This is a genomic window from Brevibacillus fulvus (genome assembly GCF_016908525.1).
Classification (GTDB): domain Bacteria; phylum Bacillota; class Bacilli; order Brevibacillales; family Brevibacillaceae; genus Brevibacillus_G; species Brevibacillus_G fulvus.
In genome coordinates this window covers 1-15,884 of record NZ_JAFBEB010000018.1, presented here as the reverse complement: position 1 = coordinate 15,884, position 15,884 = coordinate 1, and the positions used below count along the sequence as shown (strand labels likewise).

The following is a 15,884-nucleotide window of genomic DNA, read 5'->3' as shown; positions in this document are numbered from 1 at the left end:
ATAATAGAAAAGTAATCAACAATGTTAAAAGCTGTAAGCTTAACCAAGCGAAGAGAGAAGGCTTTTCTGATGAATTATATACGGCGCGGCAGCAAAGCTTATCGAAAAGTAAACCTTGCTTTGTTTGCCGGCGGATTCACAACTTTTGCAGTTTTATATTGTACGCAGCCGATGCTGCCCGAATTTACCCGCGAATTTCAAGTGTCCCCGACAGTCGCCAGTCTTTCATTGTCTGTCACGACAATCGCTTTGTCCATTAGCATGCTGCTTTTCGGTACATTGTCTGAAGCGTGGGGCCGCAAACCGATCATGGCGACGTCGCTGTTTGCCGCTTCTGTGTTAGCGATTTTTACGGCGTTAAGCCCAACCTATCATGTTCTGTTGGCGGTGCGCATCCTTGAAGGCATTGTCTTGGCGGGTTTGCCGGCAATCGCGATGGCCTATCTCGGGGAAGAGATTGAACCGAGCAGTCTGGGGGCGGCGATGGGGTTATATATCAGTGGGAATTCACTGGGCGGTTTGGGCGGACGTGTCGTGACGGGCATGCTGACCGATTGGTTTAATTGGCGGGTTGCCATTGCGGGCATTGGGGTGATCAGCTTGCTCGCCAGTCTGTATTTTTTCGTCTCGCTGCCGCCGTCGCGCCATTTTCAGCCGCGCAAGCTGGAAGTAGGAAAATTGCTGCAATCTTTGTGGAGCCATTGCCGAAATGGCCGATTGCTTGCGTTGTTTTCGATCGGCTTTTTGCTCATGGGCAGTTTCGTCACTTTGTACAATTATATTGGCTTTCAGTTGATCGCTCCGCCCTATGAGCTGAGTCAAACCTTGGTTGGCTGGATTTTTATTCTCTACCTGGTCGGAACTTTCAGCTCGAGCTGGATGGGCCGCCTGGCAGATCGGTACGGGCGTCATCATATATTATGGGCGGGGATCATCATTTTTGCCGTTGGCGCCTGCATTACTTTGCATGGCAACCTCTGGCTAAAGATTGTCGGGATCGCCATTTTTACCTTCGGTTTTTTCGGCAGTCACTCGATCGCCAGCAGTTGGGTTGGTTTGCTTGCTTCCCATGACAAGGCGCAAGCGTCCTCGCTGTACTTGTTTTTTTACTACATGGGTTCCAGTATCGGCGGGACTGCGGGGGGACTGTTTTGGAGCATGTTTGGCTGGGCAGGGGTCGTTGGAATGATCTTGTTTTTGCTGTGTCTCGCATTCCTGCTTTCCTTGCGGCTGGCGGTCAAAGGAAAAAGCGTGCAAGGGCACTCGCCGATTGGGTAGATTCTGTTCAGCAAATCGGCGAATTTCCGGAAACGGCAGACAGGTTTCATTCGTAAAAACAACCATTCCGCATGAAAAGGGGGCAATCGATGATCCACGAGTCAAAAAGCGAGCTGTTGCGTGAATTGCAAGCGATCGAAACATGGGAAAGCGAGCAGAAAGATCTGTGGTTTTGGGAAAAATGGGGCCGGCTGCCTTTTGTATGGCTCGATAAGCTTACTCCCGCCTTTATCCAGGAAAAAATCGGAGTGGCGCTGAACGAATTAGGCGGGTTCATTCAAACCGGCGGACAATATCTCATCCAGGAACAAGACATATTGCATAAAGTGTTGAGCAAGGCGGAGATTGATGCAGACAAGCGGGAACCGCTGTCAATTGTCCGCGGGTTGCCATTAAGGCTGATGGATGAAACAGCGAAAGAATTGATGGAATCGCGTGTAAAGCTGGCGACCATTCAGGGAGCCACGACCGGGATCGGCGGGATTTTTACGTTGGCCATCGATATTCCGCTTTTGTTGGGCATCTCGCTGAAAGTGTTGCAGGAAATTGCGCTGTGTTATGGCTATGATCCAAAGGACAAGGCCGAGCGGGTTTTTATCGTCAAAAGTTTGCAATTCTCCTCAGCGGACTATGTGGGGAAGCAGGCTGTACTCGAAGAATTGAGCGATTTTCCGCAAAACTCCCAGACGATGATTTCGCAGTTGCAAGGCTGGAGGGAGGTAGTGACCGCCTATCGGGACAACTTTGGCTGGAAAAAGCTGTTCCAAATGATTCCGATTGCTGGCATGTTGTTTGGCGCTTTTTTAAACCGTTCGACATTGACCGGGGTAGCGGAGACGGGGATGATGCTCTACCGAAAACGACGGATCTTGCAACGATTGCAAACAACAGAAGACGAAAAAACCTGGCAATAGAGGAAAAGCAACTCGAACATGTTTGTCTGGAAACGGAGGTGGAACGGTTAGGTTCCACCTCCGTTTCCTTAACTCAGTTCCGTTTGTTCAACTTGATAGATTTGATAGTGGTTTTTTCCGCTATGTTTCGCATGATACAAAGCTTGATCGGCATGGCAATCAACGTATTTAGAGACATGGGACGCTCCCCATTGTTCATCGCAATCCCGATACTTGAGGTTACAGTCAGCAGATTTTCCCCGATTGGATACCCTTCCCGAAGTGCAGAAACAATGGACTTGGCGATTGCCTCGACCTGCGGAACGGACAGCGGATTTTCGAGAATAATACTAAATTCGTCGCCGCCTAGACGGCAGGCGATATCTTGTTCCCGGATACAGCCTTGAAGCCGTTTCGCAACCTGTTGCAGCAACTGGTCTCCGGTCGCGTGGCCGTAGGTGTCATTTACTTGTTTGAATCCGTCCAGATCAAGAAACATCACAGCAATCCGGCGATCAAGTTTAAGCGCAGCGGACGACTCATTTTCCATATCGGTTAAAATTCTTCGATTATATAAACCGGTCAAAGTATCCCGGTAGACCAATTCGTTCATCAATTTCAGCCTGTTTTGCGAGAGGGTGAAAGCAGTCCGAAAATGATCAAAAGCGAACAGCAGCACAATATAAAGAATGTTTGACAGAAAAAACTGAACAAAAAAGTTGACTTGATGACTGCTAATGGCCGTCAAAGGCTTTGAGAGCAAGTTCGAGAAATAAGGAATGGTGATGATCAGCGTACATACAAAAAATAGGATGGAAAACTTCTTGGCCAACTTATTGGTGAAAATCAACAGCGTCAAGATGTAAAAAGACGGAAACCAGACAGAAACGGGAAACTGGACCATGGCGAAGTCGTCAGACGGGTCGGCAAAGTAGATTTGATCAACCATTCTGAGCAGTAAAAATCCTCCTGAAATAACATAGCTCAAGAACTCGACCAGCCAAAAACTGATTTTTTTCCAAATCAGGAAAAGCATCAAGCTAAACCAAATCACATAAGCAATCGAAGAAACGACTTTCAATTGGTCGGGAGAGTTCCGCAGCAGTTCAAAATACAGACCGCAGATCGCACCCAGAAGTGCTCCGGGAATGACAAACAGGTAGATTTTTCTTCGCAGGTCCAAATAAACCGGATCGTTGGCAGCTTTCAAAGATTCCCAAAACGAGGCAAACTGGGTAATAACGATTCCCCCTTTCTATGAAAAATTATACCGAACTTATCGAGGTGTCGTAAAATATTTAAGTTTGCCGCTGCTGTTCAAGAAAATCTTGCATGAATTGCAGCCATTCCCGGGAGGCATGGGATAAATACTTCCCTTTCAACCAAATAATCGCCAAATTCCAATGAATCGCCGGATTCACCAGCGGCACGGTAGCGATTTGCGCCGGATTCAGTTTTCTGCAGATCGCATCCGGAAGCAAGGAGATTCCCAGATTGGCGGCAACCATCTCGCTGATGAAATCCCATTGCGAGCTTTCGCAGACGACCGTTGGTGTAAAGCCTGCTTTCCGACACTCGTCGCGAATGACATAATGCAAGGTAAATCCTTCGCGAAACAAAATAAAAGCTTCCTCGCGCAGTTCAGGCAAAGAGATTTCTGCTCGCGTTGCCAACGGATGATTCGGGTGGACGACGAGCCGTAAATCTTCCTGATAAAACGGATAAAATTCAAACACCGCCGGATCGACAGGCAGCACGACCGCGGCCAGATCAAGATCCCCGTTGATGACAGCCTTTTCCATATTTTTCGCGCCATCTTCGATCAATTTAATGCTGATCTGCGGATATGCGTCATGAAAGCTGGACAGCAGCTTCGGAAAAAAGTGCGCGCCAATCATGGGAGGGACGCCAATCTTGATTTGCCCTTTGCGGACATTTTTGATGTCAGCGATCTCCGCAGCCAAATCGACGAATGATTGCAAAATTTGTTGTCCTTTCGCATACACAATTTCGCCAACGTCTGTCAGTTGAAAGGAATGGACGGAACGATGAAGGAGAGGAGCGCCGATTTCCCCCTCCAAATTGCGGATCATTTTGCTGACTGTCGGCTGGGAAATGTGCAAAGCTTCCGCCGCTTTTGAAAAGCTTTGCTGTTTGGCCACTTCAATGAAATAGTGCAAGTGCCGGATATCCAAAGTGTCAGCCTCCTTTATATAGACAATTTGAATAGTTTTTATTCTATATATGTATTTTACCTATTTTGACAGCCAGCGTATACTATCTCTCGAGAGGAGAGAATCCGCAGATGAAAATCGTTAAAATATTGGTACAGGTTGCCATTATGGTGCTGTTTACAGTTGTTGGTGACCTGCTTGCCAAATGGTTCCACCTGAGTGTTCCGGGAAGTATGATTGGCATGTTGCTGCTATTCATCGCTCTTCAGTTGAAATGGATCAAGCTGGAGTGGGTGGAGCTAGGCGGCAATTTTTTATTGGCGGAGATGCTTTTGTTCTTTGTTCCGTCGGCAGTGGGCATTGTTCAATATCAATCGTTGATCGTCAGCGACGGCAGCCGGATCATGTTTGTTATTTTGCTGAGCACGATTATCGTAATGGCCTTGACAGGCATATCGGCTGAGTATGTCAGCCGGATAAAGGAGGGGAAGAAGGATGGGGAACGTCAGCATCGTCGGGCTGTTTAGCATCTTGTTATCATTGCTGGCTTATGTCTGTTCCAAACAGCTGTATGCCCGCTTCCGTTTCTTTTTGCTCTCGCCATTGTTGGTCAGTCCTGCGCTGATTATCGCTGTCTTGCTGGTGGCGCATCTGGATTACGAGCAGTACAAAAGCGGCGCCGATTGGCTCACTTATATGCTGCAGCCGGCGACAGTCGCATTTGCGATTCCGATGTACAAATATTGGCAAACGTTAAAAAAACATGCGGTGGAAATTTTATCGAGCGTACTGCTCGGTTCGGTAACCGCGATCTTTACTTCCATGATTGTTGCCTATTTCGTGCATTTGAGCCCGCAAATTGTCGACAGCTTGGCTCCACGCTCGGTTACTACGCCGTTTGCCATGAAAATCGCTGAGCAAGTTGGCGGCAGCGATACGATGACAGCCGTCTTTGTGATCATCACGGGAATCTCCGGTTCCGTGATCGGCCCCTTGCTGATGAAAATGCTGCCGATTCGCACGGCGATTGCGAAAGGCGCAATGTTGGGCATGGGAGCGCACGGAGCCGGAACGGCCAAGGCGTTTGAATTGGGCTCGGTTGAAGGGACGGTCTCCAGTTTGTCGATGATTGTGGCAGCTTGCTGCAGTCTCTTGATCGCCCCGTATTTTATCCGGTTTATCATTGCGTTTCTCTAATCCATTTTCGCCCTGCAACGCAAACGAAGCCATAAAAAGGCAGATTCAATTTGCTTTCCCGCTTGTCAAACCGTCAAGATCATCCACTGTCGAAACATTGGTATCTTCAGGTTTGAGAAGGGAGAATAGCTGCTTGAATCTGCCTTTTTTCCGCTTAAAACGAAGCTGATTTCTATTTGGCAAAGCCGTCCTTCAACGAAACAGCGTTTTATCGATCAGGAAAGAGCGCGGTCAAGCAAATCCATGATATGAACTGCTTCCATCTGCCCTTGCAATCCTGCCCGAATAATCCCCTGTTTCATTTGCAGCAGACAACCGGGATTGGAGGTAACGATAAAGTGGGCTTGCGTTTCTTTCACCCGTTCCATTTTCCGATCAAGAATTTGCATCGACATGTCAAAATTGGTGATGTTGTAGATGCCTGCGGAACCACAGCAGCTGTCGGCTTCCTTCAGTTCTATCATTTCCACGCCGGGAATGCTTCTGAGCAGCTGTCTTGGCTGGTTGCGCACCCCTTGGCCATGGGCCAGATGGCAGGAATCCTGATAGGTGACGCGCGCGTGCAAAGGTTTGCTGAAAGTCAGCGGCGGCAGCTCGGCGAGCAACTGATTGGCATCCCTGACTTTGGCGACGAACGCCTGCGCCCGTTCTGTCCAGTGCGGATCATTCGCAAACCAGTGATGATACTCTTTCAGCGCGGCGCCGCATCCGCCCGCATTGTTGACGACAAAATCGACGCCGGCTTGCTCAAACGCCTCAATGTTGCGCTTGGCCAGCTCGATGGCCCCGTCCATTTCTCCGGAATGCGCATGCAACGCGCCGCAGCACGCCTGGTTGTCAATGATCACCACATCACAGCCGGCTTTGCTTAACAGACGGGCCGTCGCCTGATTTGTCTCGTAAAACAGGACATCCATCACACAGCCGGTAAACAAGCCAATCGTCAATCGCGTTTCTCCTTCTGCCTTGAGCACAGGCGCCCGTTTGCTTCGTGCGAGAGGAGAAGCGACTTTGGCGACCGCTTGCTGCATTTCGGCCATTTCCCGGGGCAGGATGCGCATCAATCCGGTTTTGTCGGCCAGTTTTTGCAAGCCGCTTGCTTGCGCGGCCCATAAAGCGTTGCCCAGCCATTTGATGCGTTTGGGATGGGGAAACAAATGCTTGAACACCAGCCGGTGTACGAGCGGCGGTCGGCCGGTTTCTTTTTTGTGATCGGCCACGACTTCCCGGGCAGTTTCAATCAAGCTGCCGTAGGGGACGCCAGCGGGGCAGGCGGTTTCACATGCCCGACAGCCGAGGCAGGCGAACATGTTTTTTTCAAATTCGCCATCGACGGCAAGCTGTTGCTGGGCGACGCCTTTCATTAAGGCGATCCGCCCGCGGGGACTGTACGATTCCAGTCCGGTTTGCTGATAAGTCGGGCAAGCAGGCAAGCAAAAGCCGCAATGCATGCAGTTCATCAGTTCATCCATATTGAACTTATCCAAAGCGCCGCGCACAAGCGAAATCGCTTCCGGGGAGTCGCAAGCCGGACCGGTTTTGACACGGGAGGAGTTGCTCATTTTTTCACCACCAATCTGCGTCGCTCGCTGTGCGCAAAAATTTTGCCTGGATTCATGATGTGATTGGGATCGAAAGCGGCTTTAATCCGTTTCATCAGTTCCATCCCGTCCTGTCCTACCTTCAGGTCGAGATAGTTCATTTTGGCCATGCCGACCCCATGCTCCCCTGTAATGGTTCCGCCGAGCCGGATCGCAGTGTGAAAAATTTCCTCGAACGCTTTTTCTACGTTTTGCAGTTCCTCATGGTTGCGCTCGTCAGTCATGCAGGTAGGGTGCAGATTGCCGTCACCGGCGTGGCCAAACGTACAGATGTGCACCTGATATTTGCGGGCGATCTGCTCGATTGCTTCAACCATTTCCGCCAGCCGGGAGCGGGGCACAGTGGCATCCTCCAAAATCGTGGTCGGCCGCAAACGGGACAGCGCGGACAAAGCAGCCCGTCTTGCCGCCAACAGCTTTGCGCCTTCTTCGGCGGTACGGGCGATCTCCACCCTGGCCGCACCGTTCTGTTTGGCAATTTCCGCAATTCGCGCAATATCTTCCGCAACAGACTGCTCCGGTCCGTCCTGTTCGATCAACAGCATCGATTTCATTTCCAAGGGCAAGCCGAGTTTGGCAAAGTCGTCGACTACCTTCATTGTGCCCTGATCGAGAAATTCCATGGTCGCCGGTATGATTTTCGCGGCAATCACTTCTTCAACAGTGCGGGCAGCGTCAACGAGATTGCTGTAATAAGCGACCAGCGTTCGTTTCGTCTCGGGGAGCGGAAGCAGCTTGACGGTAATTTCCGTAATCACGGCCAGCGTTCCTTCAGAGCCAACCAACAGCCGCGTCATATCGTAGCCGGCGACGTCTTTCACATTTTTCCCGCCGCAGCGCAACACTTCTCCGGACGGCAGCACATATTGCAAACCCATCACATAATCTTTCGTAACCCCGTATTTGAGACCGCGCATCCCGCCCGCGCATTGGGCCAGATTGCCGCCGACCGTGGAGATGCGCATGCTCCCCGGATCAGGCGGATAAAACAGTCCCACTGCCTCTACCGCTTGATGCAGATCGGCCGTGATCACGCCGCTGCCGATGGTAGCTGTCAAATTTTTCGTATCAATTTCATGGATTTGCTGAAAGCGATTCATGTTCAACACCATTCCGCCATGCACGGGAATGGTTCCGCCGGCGAGATTTGTTCCTGAACCGCGGGTAATGATCGGAATCTTGTGCTGATTGGCCAGTTTCAGAATCGCAGAAACTTCATCGACTGTCCCCGGAATGATCACGGCATCGGGAAGCGACTGATAAAGAGGGGTAGCATCATAGGAATAGGCATACAGTTCGTTTGGCGTATCGAGAAACCATTTGTCGCCGACGATGGCAACGAACGCTTTTCGCAAGGCTGAATCGAGCATGGACCGCACCTCCGTTTTTGACAATTTACCGCTATTAAAAAGAACGGATCAGAAAGCATATTTTAGGAAAAACCAAAAAATATTGAAATTTTATTTTAAAATCAATTATACTTATAATAAATCAAAAGTGCAATCGCTTACATCAGGATCAGAAAGAGGTTTGCCAATGGATAATTTGTCATTTTTAACCACAGAGGCTCGTAATTCTTCTACAAAGCATATTGATTCTGCCAGCACCTTGGAAATCGTCCAGTTGATGAATGAAGAGGATCGAAAGGTCGCGAATGCCGTCCAGCAAGTATTGCCCCAGGTCGCAACCGCCGCTGAATGGGCTTGCAACTCCCTGAAACAAGGCGGACGGCTTATTTACGCAGGGGCAGGAACGAGCGGCAGATTGGGCGTGCTGGACGCAGTGGAATGTCCGCCGACTTTTAGCACTTCGCCGGAACAAGTAGTGGGCATTATCGCTGGGGGAGAAAGAGCTTTTGTCAAGGCGGTGGAAGGTGCAGAAGACAAGCCGGAGTGGGGCGAAGCCGATTTGCGGGCCATTCAATTGGACCAGCGGGATACCGTTGTCGGCATTGCTGCCAGCGGACGGACTCCGTACGTGATTGGCGCATTGAAATATGCCCGCTCAGTTGGCGCCAAGACGGTCGCTTTGTCTTGCAATGAACAGGCGTTGATCAGCCAGGAAGCGGAGTGTGCGATCGAAGTAATCGTTGGTCCGGAAGTTTTGACCGGTTCGACCCGGCTCAAAGCGGGAACGGCCCAAAAGATGGTGCTGAACATGATTTCGACCGCTTCCATGATTCGTCTCGGAAAAGTATACGAAAACTTGATGGTTGATGTGCATGTGAGCAATTACAAGCTGCGGCAGCGTGCGATCAAGATTATTTGCACGATCACCGGAGCCACTCCGGAGCAGGCCGAGCAAACTTTGCTGCTGGCCAACAACCAGGTGAAAGCCGCGATTGTGATGCTAAAGACCAAGTCGTCCTACCAGGAAGCCGCCGAGAGGCTGAGTCAAGCGGACGGAAATGTCAGAAAAGCGATTGCTTTGCAGCAGGAAAAGGGGAACTGAAATGGCAACAGGTGCGCTCCATATGATTGAAAGCATGCTGGATCAACTGCCTCCTTCCGAGCGCAAGATTGCGGTCTATATCTTGCAGCATCCGCATGAAGCAGTGAACAGTACGGTCGAGCAACTCGGGGAGATGACCCATTCAAGCGGCGCAGCTGTGATTCGTCTGTGCAAATCATTAGGGGTCAAAGGATTTCAGGAGCTGAAAATGCGGATCAGCGGTGATCTGGCCAAACAGGTCGCGATTGGCTACCGCGATATTGAGGCAAATGAATCCATGTATGTCACGGTGCAGAAGATTACCGACAACAGCATTCTCCAACTGCGGGAAACCGCGGAAATCATGAATTATGAAGAACTGGCCAAGGCTGTCGATGTGCTGATTGAAGCAAGCCGAATTCATCTGTTCGGGATTGGAGCATCCAGTATTATCGCGCTTGATGCCCAGCAAAAGTTTTTGCGAATCAACAAAACGGCGACGATGTTTACCGATGTTCATCTAGTAGCATCGCTGATTGCCAACGCAGGGCCGCATGAGGTGGTCATGGGCATTTCTTTTTCCGGGGAAACGCAAGAGGTGATCGATGTGTTAAATCTGGCCAAGGAGTACGGGTTAACGACCATCAGCCTGACGAAATACGGGCAATCGCCGGTCGCTTCCATCTCCGACATTCGCCTGCATACATCGTCGGCCAAGGAAGCGCCCTTTCGCAGCGCCGCCACTTCCTCCCGGATCGCTCAGCTTCATGTGATTGATATGCTGTTTTTGTGCATGGCCGCCAAGCAATACGAGGTGACGGTCGAGCATATCGACCGTACCCGGGAAGCAATCCGTTCGCTAAAGAACAAAAAGTAACGCGGTGCATGCCGTTATATTAAGGGGGAGACGTAGATGTCGGCCGATAAAAACAAAGTTTTAGCCAGCCAAATCCTGGAGAAACTCGGGGGAAAAGAGAATATTGGAACGTTCACGCATTGCATGACCAGATTGCGCGTGATGCCGAGAAACCAGCAACTTGTCGACATGCAAGGTCTGAAACAAATTGATGGCGTAATCGGTGTTGTCGAGAACGAAACGCTGCAGATTATTCTTGGACCGGGAACGGTCAATAAAGTTTCGGCGGAATTTGCCAGTCTCGTTGGCAGCGGGACAGAGATTGACCTGAAGGAGCGGGCCAAGCAGACCAAATCTGCGCTGGCGGAGAAAAACGCGACGCCGTTTAAGCGGCTATTGCGGCGTATTTCCAGTATTTTCATTCCGTTGATTCCCGCATTGGTTGCTTCCGGATTGATCAGCGGGATTTCCAAGGGGGTTGTTCAGGCGGGCTGGCTTCCGGCGGATTCATTGGTGGCCAGCGTCTTGAATGTGATCGGTTCCGGTTTGTTTGCTTACCTGGGGATCTTGGTCGGAACAAACGCGGCCAAGGAATTTGGCGGTTCCCCGGCGCTGGGAGCACTGGCGGGCATTCTCATTATCAGCCCGGATGTGGCGAAAATTACGTTGTTTGGGGAAAGTTTGCTGCCGGGCCGCGGCGGATTGATCGGCGTCTTGATCGCAGCGATTTTCATGGCCTATGTTGAACAGCGCATTCGCCGCTTTGTGCCGGCTGCCCTGGATATCATCGTCACGCCAACCTTAACCTTACTGATTACCGGTATTTTTACCTATCTTATCTTCATGCCGATCGGCGGCTGGATTTCCACCGCGATTACGAGCGGGTTGCTGGCGATCTTGCATTTTGGCGGTGTGGTGGCCGGGTTTGTGCTGGGGGCAACCTTCCTGCCGCTGGTTGTGACCGGATTGCACCAAGGCTTGACGCCGATTCACCTTGAATTGATCAACTCGATTGGCAACGATCCGCTTCTGCCGATTTTGGCCATGGGCGGAGCGGGTCAGGTCGGGGCGGCCTTTGCCATTTACATGAAGACGAAAAAGAAAGGCTTGAAGCGCGCTGTCGGCGGTGCGTTGCCGGCCGGCATGCTGGGGATTGGCGAACCGCTCATCTTTGGCGTAACGTTGCCATTGGGACGGCCGTTTTTAACCGCTTGTCTTGGTGCCGGGGTAGGCGGAGCTTTCCAGGCTGCCTTCAATGTGGCTACTGTTGCCGTGGGGGTATCCGGCCTGCCGCTGACTTTCCTCGTGCTGACACACCAAATTTTGCTCTATTTGCTTGGTTTGCTCGTTGCCTATGCCGCCGGTTTTGTATTCACGTATTTCTTCGGATTTAAAGATGAAATGGCGAGTGAGTTTCAATGATCGGCATCTCCTTTTACCTACGCGACGCAAACGCCGCAGACCGGTTGAGGCATGCCGGCAGGCTGGGAGTCAAGGCCGCTTTTACTTCGCTGCATATTCCGGAGGAGAGCGGCGACCTGGTTGAACATGCGAAGCAGTTGCTGGCACTGGCTCATTCGTTGGGAATTGCTGTTTATGCCGATGTTTCCCGATCGACGCTCGGTCATCTGGGCATCGGGACGTTTGAACAGTTAACGGAATTGGGCGTTGCCGGACTGCGGCTGGATGACGAATTTGCGCTGGAGACGACCGTGCGCTTGGCCAAAACATTTCGCATTGCCTTAAATGCGAGCACCGTCTTTGCAACGGAACTGCGCTCTTTGTTGGACAGCGGCTTGCAGCCGGAGCAGTTGATCGGCTGGCACAATTTTTACCCACGGCGGGAAACCGGCTTGGATGACCAATTTTTCCGCAAGCAGACGGAACTGTTCCGTTCCTGCGGGATTCCCGTCGCTGCCTTTGTGCCGGGGGCAGGGGAGAAGCGGGGCCCGTTGTTTGAGGGATTGCCTACGCTGGAGCGTCACCGCACGGCAGATCCGTATGCGGCCGCTGTCGAGTTGTGGCGCGGCGGTGTAGATACCGTTTATATCGGCGATCCCGATCCGGGCGAGGGCGTGCTGGAGCGAATGACCGCTTTTCAGCAAACGGGACGGCTTGTCCTTCGTATATATTCGGATACGCTGGGCAGCGGAGAATACCGTTTGCGGCCCGATCTGGGGCGAGACGTCCTGCGGTTCATGGACACGCGTTCCGCAGTGCCTATTCCGCCGCAGGAGACGCTGGCGCGGCCGCGGGGCACGCTGACCAGGGATAACGAGTTGTACGGGCGGTATTGCGGCGAATTGCAAATTGCCCGGACAGACTTGCCGGCGGACGAGCGGGTAAATGTGGTTGGACGGGTGTGTCCGGCGGATTTGCCGCTGCTCGATTTGCTGGAACCAGGTGCCAAGGTATACCTTGAAGCAATTCCGCACAGCTAAATAAAAGGGAATGATCAGCCAACAGGATTTTATCGGCAGGTCGTTCCCTTTTTTTTTATATCCGTTCTAGTTCAGATCGGCTGTGGCAGTTGAAAGCATCGTTCCATTCTGAGCATAGTTCAGATGGAAAGAAAACGCCTTGTGCAAAAGATGGGGCGTCTGTCCGCCATATTGGAGAGCCTCTTCGTAATACTCCCGCAATTGTTGCCGATACATCGGGTGAGCGCAGCGTTCAATGATAACGAGCGGCCGCTCGGTCGGAGCCAAGCCGCGAAGATCGGCATAGCCTTGTTCGGTTACGATCACATCCACATCGTGTTCTGTATGATCAACGTGGGCTACAAACGGTACGATACTGGAGATTTTCCCGCCTTTGGCGATCGATTTGGTGACAAAGATCGAGAGCCGGGAATTGCGGGCAAAGTCGCCGGAGCCACCGATCCCGTTCATCATTCGGCTGCCCAGTATGTGCGTGGAATTGACATTGCCATAAAGATCGACTTCCAAAGCAGTGTTGATGGCGATCAATCCCAGACGCCGGATCAATTCCGGGTGATTGGATATTTCCTGCGGACGCAGCAAAATGCGTTGCCGATAACGTTCGAATTGCGAGAAGACGGCCTGCATCTTCTCAGCGGAAAGCGTGATCGAACAGCCGGAGGCAAACCGGACCTTGCCGGCATCCAACAGTTCGAATACCGCATCCTGCAATACTTCGGAGTAGATTTCCAAATCGGTAAACTCGGAATGCAGCAGACCGTGGAGGACGGCATTGGCGACCGAACCGATTCCAGACTGCAAGGGAGCCAGTTGATTCGAAAGCCGACCGCGCGACACTTCCTCACGCAAAAAGCGGATCAGATGATCGGCCATTTGCGCGGTCTCTTCATCAGGCGGCACGATGGTTGAAGGAGAATCGGCAGCATTGGTGATGACGATTCCTCTGATTTTGTTCAAATCAACAGGAATACCTTTTACGCCGATGCGCTGGTCGATCCGGGTCAGGGGGATCGGGTCGCGGCGGCCCATCGGCGTCAGTTGATAGATGTCATGGACGCCTTCGAGCGAGAGCGGTTGAGCCAGGTTAATCTCAACAATTATCTCTTTTGCTTCCTGCACAAAGATGGCGGAGTTGCCGACAGAAGTCGTCGGATAAAGCAAGCCATCTTCCGAGATTGAAACCGCTTCCACAATTGCAAAATCGATAGGGTCAAGCACTCCGGAGCGTATCCATTCCGCTGTATGAGACAAATGTTGATCCACGAACAGGATTTCGCCTTGATTTATTTTTTGCCGCATTGTTGGATCTGCTTGAAAAGGCAAACGTTTTGCGACAATTCCGGCTTCAGCCATCAATTTGTCGATATCCGAGCCCAAGGAAGCACCGGTATAAACATTTACTTTCAACGGGGCAGTTTTGGCCCGCGAGACAAGCGCTGTCGGTACTGCCTTCGCATCTCCGGCGCGCGTAAAACCGCTCAGCCCCAAAGTCATACCGTCCTTTATCCAAGCAGCGGCTGTATCAGCCGTTACGACGCGAGCAAGCAAGGATTTGTTACGCAAACGGTTTGACAGTTGTTCTTCCACTGAAATCCCCTCTTAACTTTTTTATTCATTTTAGCAACGGTCTGGGGGAATCTCATTCGTTTTGGGGCCAAAAGGCTTATATTTGGCTTCAGCCAGCAAATTTCCGTGTGAAATCGCAAATCAAAATTGCAGCAATTTGCGAAACTGGCTGGAATACGACTGGCTCACGGGAATCCGCTGCTGGTCTTTCATGACGAGCAGAAACGTCGAGTGATAATCAGGGTGAATTTCCGCGATATAATGAGGATTTACAATATAGGAACGATGCACTCTGATAAAAAGCTCGTCGGGAAGCAGCCATTCGAGTTCGCTTAAAGGAGACTTGTGAAATCCTTTCCCCTTCAGCGTGACCACTTGCGTCTTGCGATTCTGGGCTTCCAGATACATGATCTCAGCGTACGGCATCGGCATCCATTGATCAGGGCTGGTGCGAACCGTCAAAAACGGAAGCGCTGACGGCTGGCAAGGCAAGATGGCGGTAATACAGCCATTGACAACGCCTTCTTCCAGCAGCGGAATGGAGGTGCCGAAATAGGGGACTCCCAGCACGTCGGCGGCAATCGTTTCCGATACTTTTTGCCGGAGCGTCAACGCTTTGTGACTGGCGGTTCCTTCCTTGATCAAATCGCCCGGGCTAATGTTCAAATCAATCGCCTGGCTGGGCTGATAGTAAATGTACTGCTTGGCATCCGTAACGGCAATGGAAGTATGTTTGGGGAAAAATTCACTCATGATCTGCAGGATAGATGGAATCGAAAAGGGCTTCATGGGTAACCTCCCGTTTGAATACATCAAGCGATTCTATTATACAACTGATCGACTATAAGGGGAAACCGACGATGGAACAATCAGCACTTTAATGTTAGAAAAACTGACACAAATGTCATTGAATAAATAAACTGATTTTTGCTAAAATAATAAAAAGTTGCAGAGGGGGTCGTAGCGGTGTGTTGGCAGTGTCAGATAATTTAACGCAATCGGAGCGGCGAAACAAAGGAGATGCGCTGGACGGCGCGGGCGGTTCGCAGGAGGATGTGGTTTCAGTTTGCGTTCTTTTTATCCGGAAGTGAGGTGAGTTACATTGGAAAGAAAAAGAACGGTTACGTTATCGGGCGACCTGTTGGAAGAGCAAGTCAAACAAATCGTTGTTACAGCCAACAAGTTTGACAGTTATATATTGCTGGAACGAAACAACTGGAGGATCAATGCGAAAAGTCCGTTGGGCACAAGAGGATTCCGCGCCAGCAAAGGTGATACGATCAACATGATTGCGATAGGGGCCGATGCCGAGCAAGCGCTGGAACAGTTAAGTTTATTTCTTGACTCCGTATCCTAAAAGTCCGGTGAAAAAGTCCGCCTAAGCAGGCTTTTCCCACGGTGTTGCCGAATTATACGGTAACAATGAATTGAAAGAGTGATGGAATATG

The 15,884-nt window shown here is 51.0% G+C and carries 15 protein-coding genes; 9 read left to right on the top strand and 6 right to left on the bottom strand.

Going from position 1 to position 15,884, the window contains the following annotated elements; all coding sequences use genetic code 11:
* The first annotated feature begins 69 nt into the window (after positions 1-69).
* Entirely contained in the window at positions 70-1,278 is a 1,209-nt protein-coding gene (locus JOD01_RS17820; protein ID WP_204519646.1) for an MFS transporter, read from the top strand.
* Between the two features lie 89 nt (positions 1,279-1,367).
* Positions 1,368-2,192 carry an EcsC family protein gene (locus JOD01_RS17815; protein WP_204519645.1) on the top strand — a complete coding sequence of 275 codons (825 nt, stop codon included), beginning with the start codon at positions 1,368-1,370 and terminating at the stop codon, positions 2,190-2,192.
* Between the two features lie 73 nt (positions 2,193-2,265).
* Here the strand turns inward: JOD01_RS17815 and JOD01_RS17810 are convergent, their stop codons facing one another.
* Together JOD01_RS17810 and JOD01_RS17805 are read right to left on the bottom strand one after the other, a co-directional pair.
* A complete protein-coding gene (locus JOD01_RS17810; protein ID WP_204519644.1) occupies positions 2,266-3,381 on the bottom strand; it encodes a GGDEF domain-containing protein in 1,116 nt (371 codons plus the stop codon).
* 88 nt (positions 3,382-3,469) lie between these two features.
* Positions 3,470-4,366: a LysR family transcriptional regulator gene (locus tag JOD01_RS17805; protein WP_204519643.1), complete on the bottom strand. Its 897-nt coding sequence runs from the start codon at positions 4,364-4,366 to the stop codon at positions 3,470-3,472.
* 110 nt (positions 4,367-4,476) lie between these two features.
* Between JOD01_RS17805 and JOD01_RS17800 the strand changes: the two genes are divergently transcribed.
* The gene (locus tag JOD01_RS17800) at positions 4,477-4,872 is read left to right on the top strand and encodes a CidA/LrgA family protein (RefSeq protein ID WP_204519642.1); all 396 of its coding nucleotides are present in this window, start codon (positions 4,477-4,479) and stop codon (positions 4,870-4,872) included.
* Entirely contained in the window at positions 4,841-5,542 is a 702-nt protein-coding gene (locus tag JOD01_RS17795; RefSeq protein ID WP_239565561.1) for an LrgB family protein, read from the top strand. The genes JOD01_RS17800 and JOD01_RS17795 overlap by 32 nt, the downstream gene beginning before the upstream one ends.
* A gap of 215 nt (positions 5,543-5,757) precedes the next feature.
* Here JOD01_RS17795 and JOD01_RS17790 read toward each other — a convergent pair whose 3' ends face one another.
* Positions 5,758-7,014 carry a (Fe-S)-binding protein gene (locus tag JOD01_RS17790; protein WP_239565565.1) on the bottom strand — a complete coding sequence of 419 codons (1,257 nt, stop codon included), beginning with the start codon at positions 7,012-7,014 and terminating at the stop codon, positions 5,758-5,760.
* 86 nt (positions 7,015-7,100) lie between these two features.
* The gene (locus JOD01_RS17785; RefSeq protein ID WP_204519640.1) at positions 7,101-8,513 is read right to left on the bottom strand and encodes an FAD-binding oxidoreductase; all 1,413 of its coding nucleotides are present in this window, start codon (positions 8,511-8,513) and stop codon (positions 7,101-7,103) included.
* Between the two features lie 166 nt (positions 8,514-8,679).
* Between JOD01_RS17785 and murQ the strand changes: the two genes are divergently transcribed.
* The 4 genes from murQ to JOD01_RS17765 are packed head-to-tail and all read left to right on the top strand — an operon-like array spanning position 8,680 to position 12,870.
* Positions 8,680-9,594, top strand: coding sequence for an N-acetylmuramic acid 6-phosphate etherase (gene murQ, locus JOD01_RS17780; RefSeq protein WP_204519639.1), 915 nt, complete (start codon positions 8,680-8,682; stop codon positions 9,592-9,594).
* Between the two features lies 1 nt (position 9,595).
* Entirely contained in the window at positions 9,596-10,450 is an 855-nt protein-coding gene (locus JOD01_RS17775; RefSeq protein WP_204519638.1) for a MurR/RpiR family transcriptional regulator, read from the top strand.
* A 36-nt stretch (positions 10,451-10,486) separates the two neighbouring features.
* A complete protein-coding gene (locus tag JOD01_RS17770) occupies positions 10,487-11,851 on the top strand; it encodes a PTS transporter subunit EIIC (protein ID WP_204519637.1) in 1,365 nt (454 codons plus the stop codon).
* Entirely contained in the window at positions 11,848-12,870 is a 1,023-nt protein-coding gene (locus JOD01_RS17765; protein WP_204519636.1) for a MupG family TIM beta-alpha barrel fold protein, read from the top strand. Before JOD01_RS17770 ends, JOD01_RS17765 begins: the two co-directional genes overlap by 4 nt.
* A 66-nt stretch (positions 12,871-12,936) precedes the next feature.
* Here the strand turns inward: JOD01_RS17765 and JOD01_RS17760 are convergent, their stop codons facing one another.
* Together JOD01_RS17760 and JOD01_RS17755 are read right to left on the bottom strand one after the other, a co-directional pair.
* Positions 12,937-14,457 carry a succinate CoA transferase gene (locus tag JOD01_RS17760; protein ID WP_204519635.1) on the bottom strand — a complete coding sequence of 507 codons (1,521 nt, stop codon included), beginning with the start codon at positions 14,455-14,457 and terminating at the stop codon, positions 12,937-12,939.
* Between the two features lie 120 nt (positions 14,458-14,577).
* A complete protein-coding gene (locus JOD01_RS17755; RefSeq protein WP_204519634.1) occupies positions 14,578-15,225 on the bottom strand; it encodes a LytTR family DNA-binding domain-containing protein in 648 nt (215 codons plus the stop codon).
* Between the two features lie 313 nt (positions 15,226-15,538).
* Here JOD01_RS17755 and JOD01_RS17750 point away from each other — a divergent pair, with 313 nt between their 5' ends.
* The gene (locus tag JOD01_RS17750) at positions 15,539-15,793 is read left to right on the top strand and encodes an HPr family phosphocarrier protein (protein ID WP_204519633.1); all 255 of its coding nucleotides are present in this window, start codon (positions 15,539-15,541) and stop codon (positions 15,791-15,793) included.
* Positions 15,794-15,884: the final 91 nt, after the last annotated feature.

Excerpts from the sequence above, each read along its gene's own strand:
- JOD01_RS17790 (WP_239565565.1), bottom strand. The coding sequence starts at position 7,014 with ATGGATGAACTGATGAACTGCATGCATTGCGGCTTTTGCTTGCCTGCT.
- JOD01_RS17765 (WP_204519636.1), top strand. The coding sequence starts at position 11,848 with ATGATCGGCATCTCCTTTTACCTACGCGACGCAAACGCCGCAGACCGG.
- JOD01_RS17795 (WP_239565561.1), top strand. The coding sequence starts at position 4,841 with ATGGGGAACGTCAGCATCGTCGGGCTGTTTAGCATCTTGTTATCATTG.
- JOD01_RS17820 (WP_204519646.1), top strand. The coding sequence starts at position 70 with ATGAATTATATACGGCGCGGCAGCAAAGCTTATCGAAAAGTAAACCTT.
- JOD01_RS17755 (WP_204519634.1), bottom strand. The coding sequence starts at position 15,225 with ATGAAGCCCTTTTCGATTCCATCTATCCTGCAGATCATGAGTGAATTT.
- JOD01_RS17770 (WP_204519637.1), top strand. The coding sequence starts at position 10,487 with ATGTCGGCCGATAAAAACAAAGTTTTAGCCAGCCAAATCCTGGAGAAA.
- JOD01_RS17775 (WP_204519638.1), top strand. The coding sequence starts at position 9,596 with ATGGCAACAGGTGCGCTCCATATGATTGAAAGCATGCTGGATCAACTG.
- murQ (WP_204519639.1), top strand. The coding sequence starts at position 8,680 with ATGGATAATTTGTCATTTTTAACCACAGAGGCTCGTAATTCTTCTACA.
- JOD01_RS17815 (WP_204519645.1), top strand. The coding sequence starts at position 1,368 with ATGATCCACGAGTCAAAAAGCGAGCTGTTGCGTGAATTGCAAGCGATC.
- JOD01_RS17785 (WP_204519640.1), bottom strand. The coding sequence starts at position 8,513 with ATGCTCGATTCAGCCTTGCGAAAAGCGTTCGTTGCCATCGTCGGCGAC.
- JOD01_RS17800 (WP_204519642.1), top strand. The coding sequence starts at position 4,477 with ATGAAAATCGTTAAAATATTGGTACAGGTTGCCATTATGGTGCTGTTT.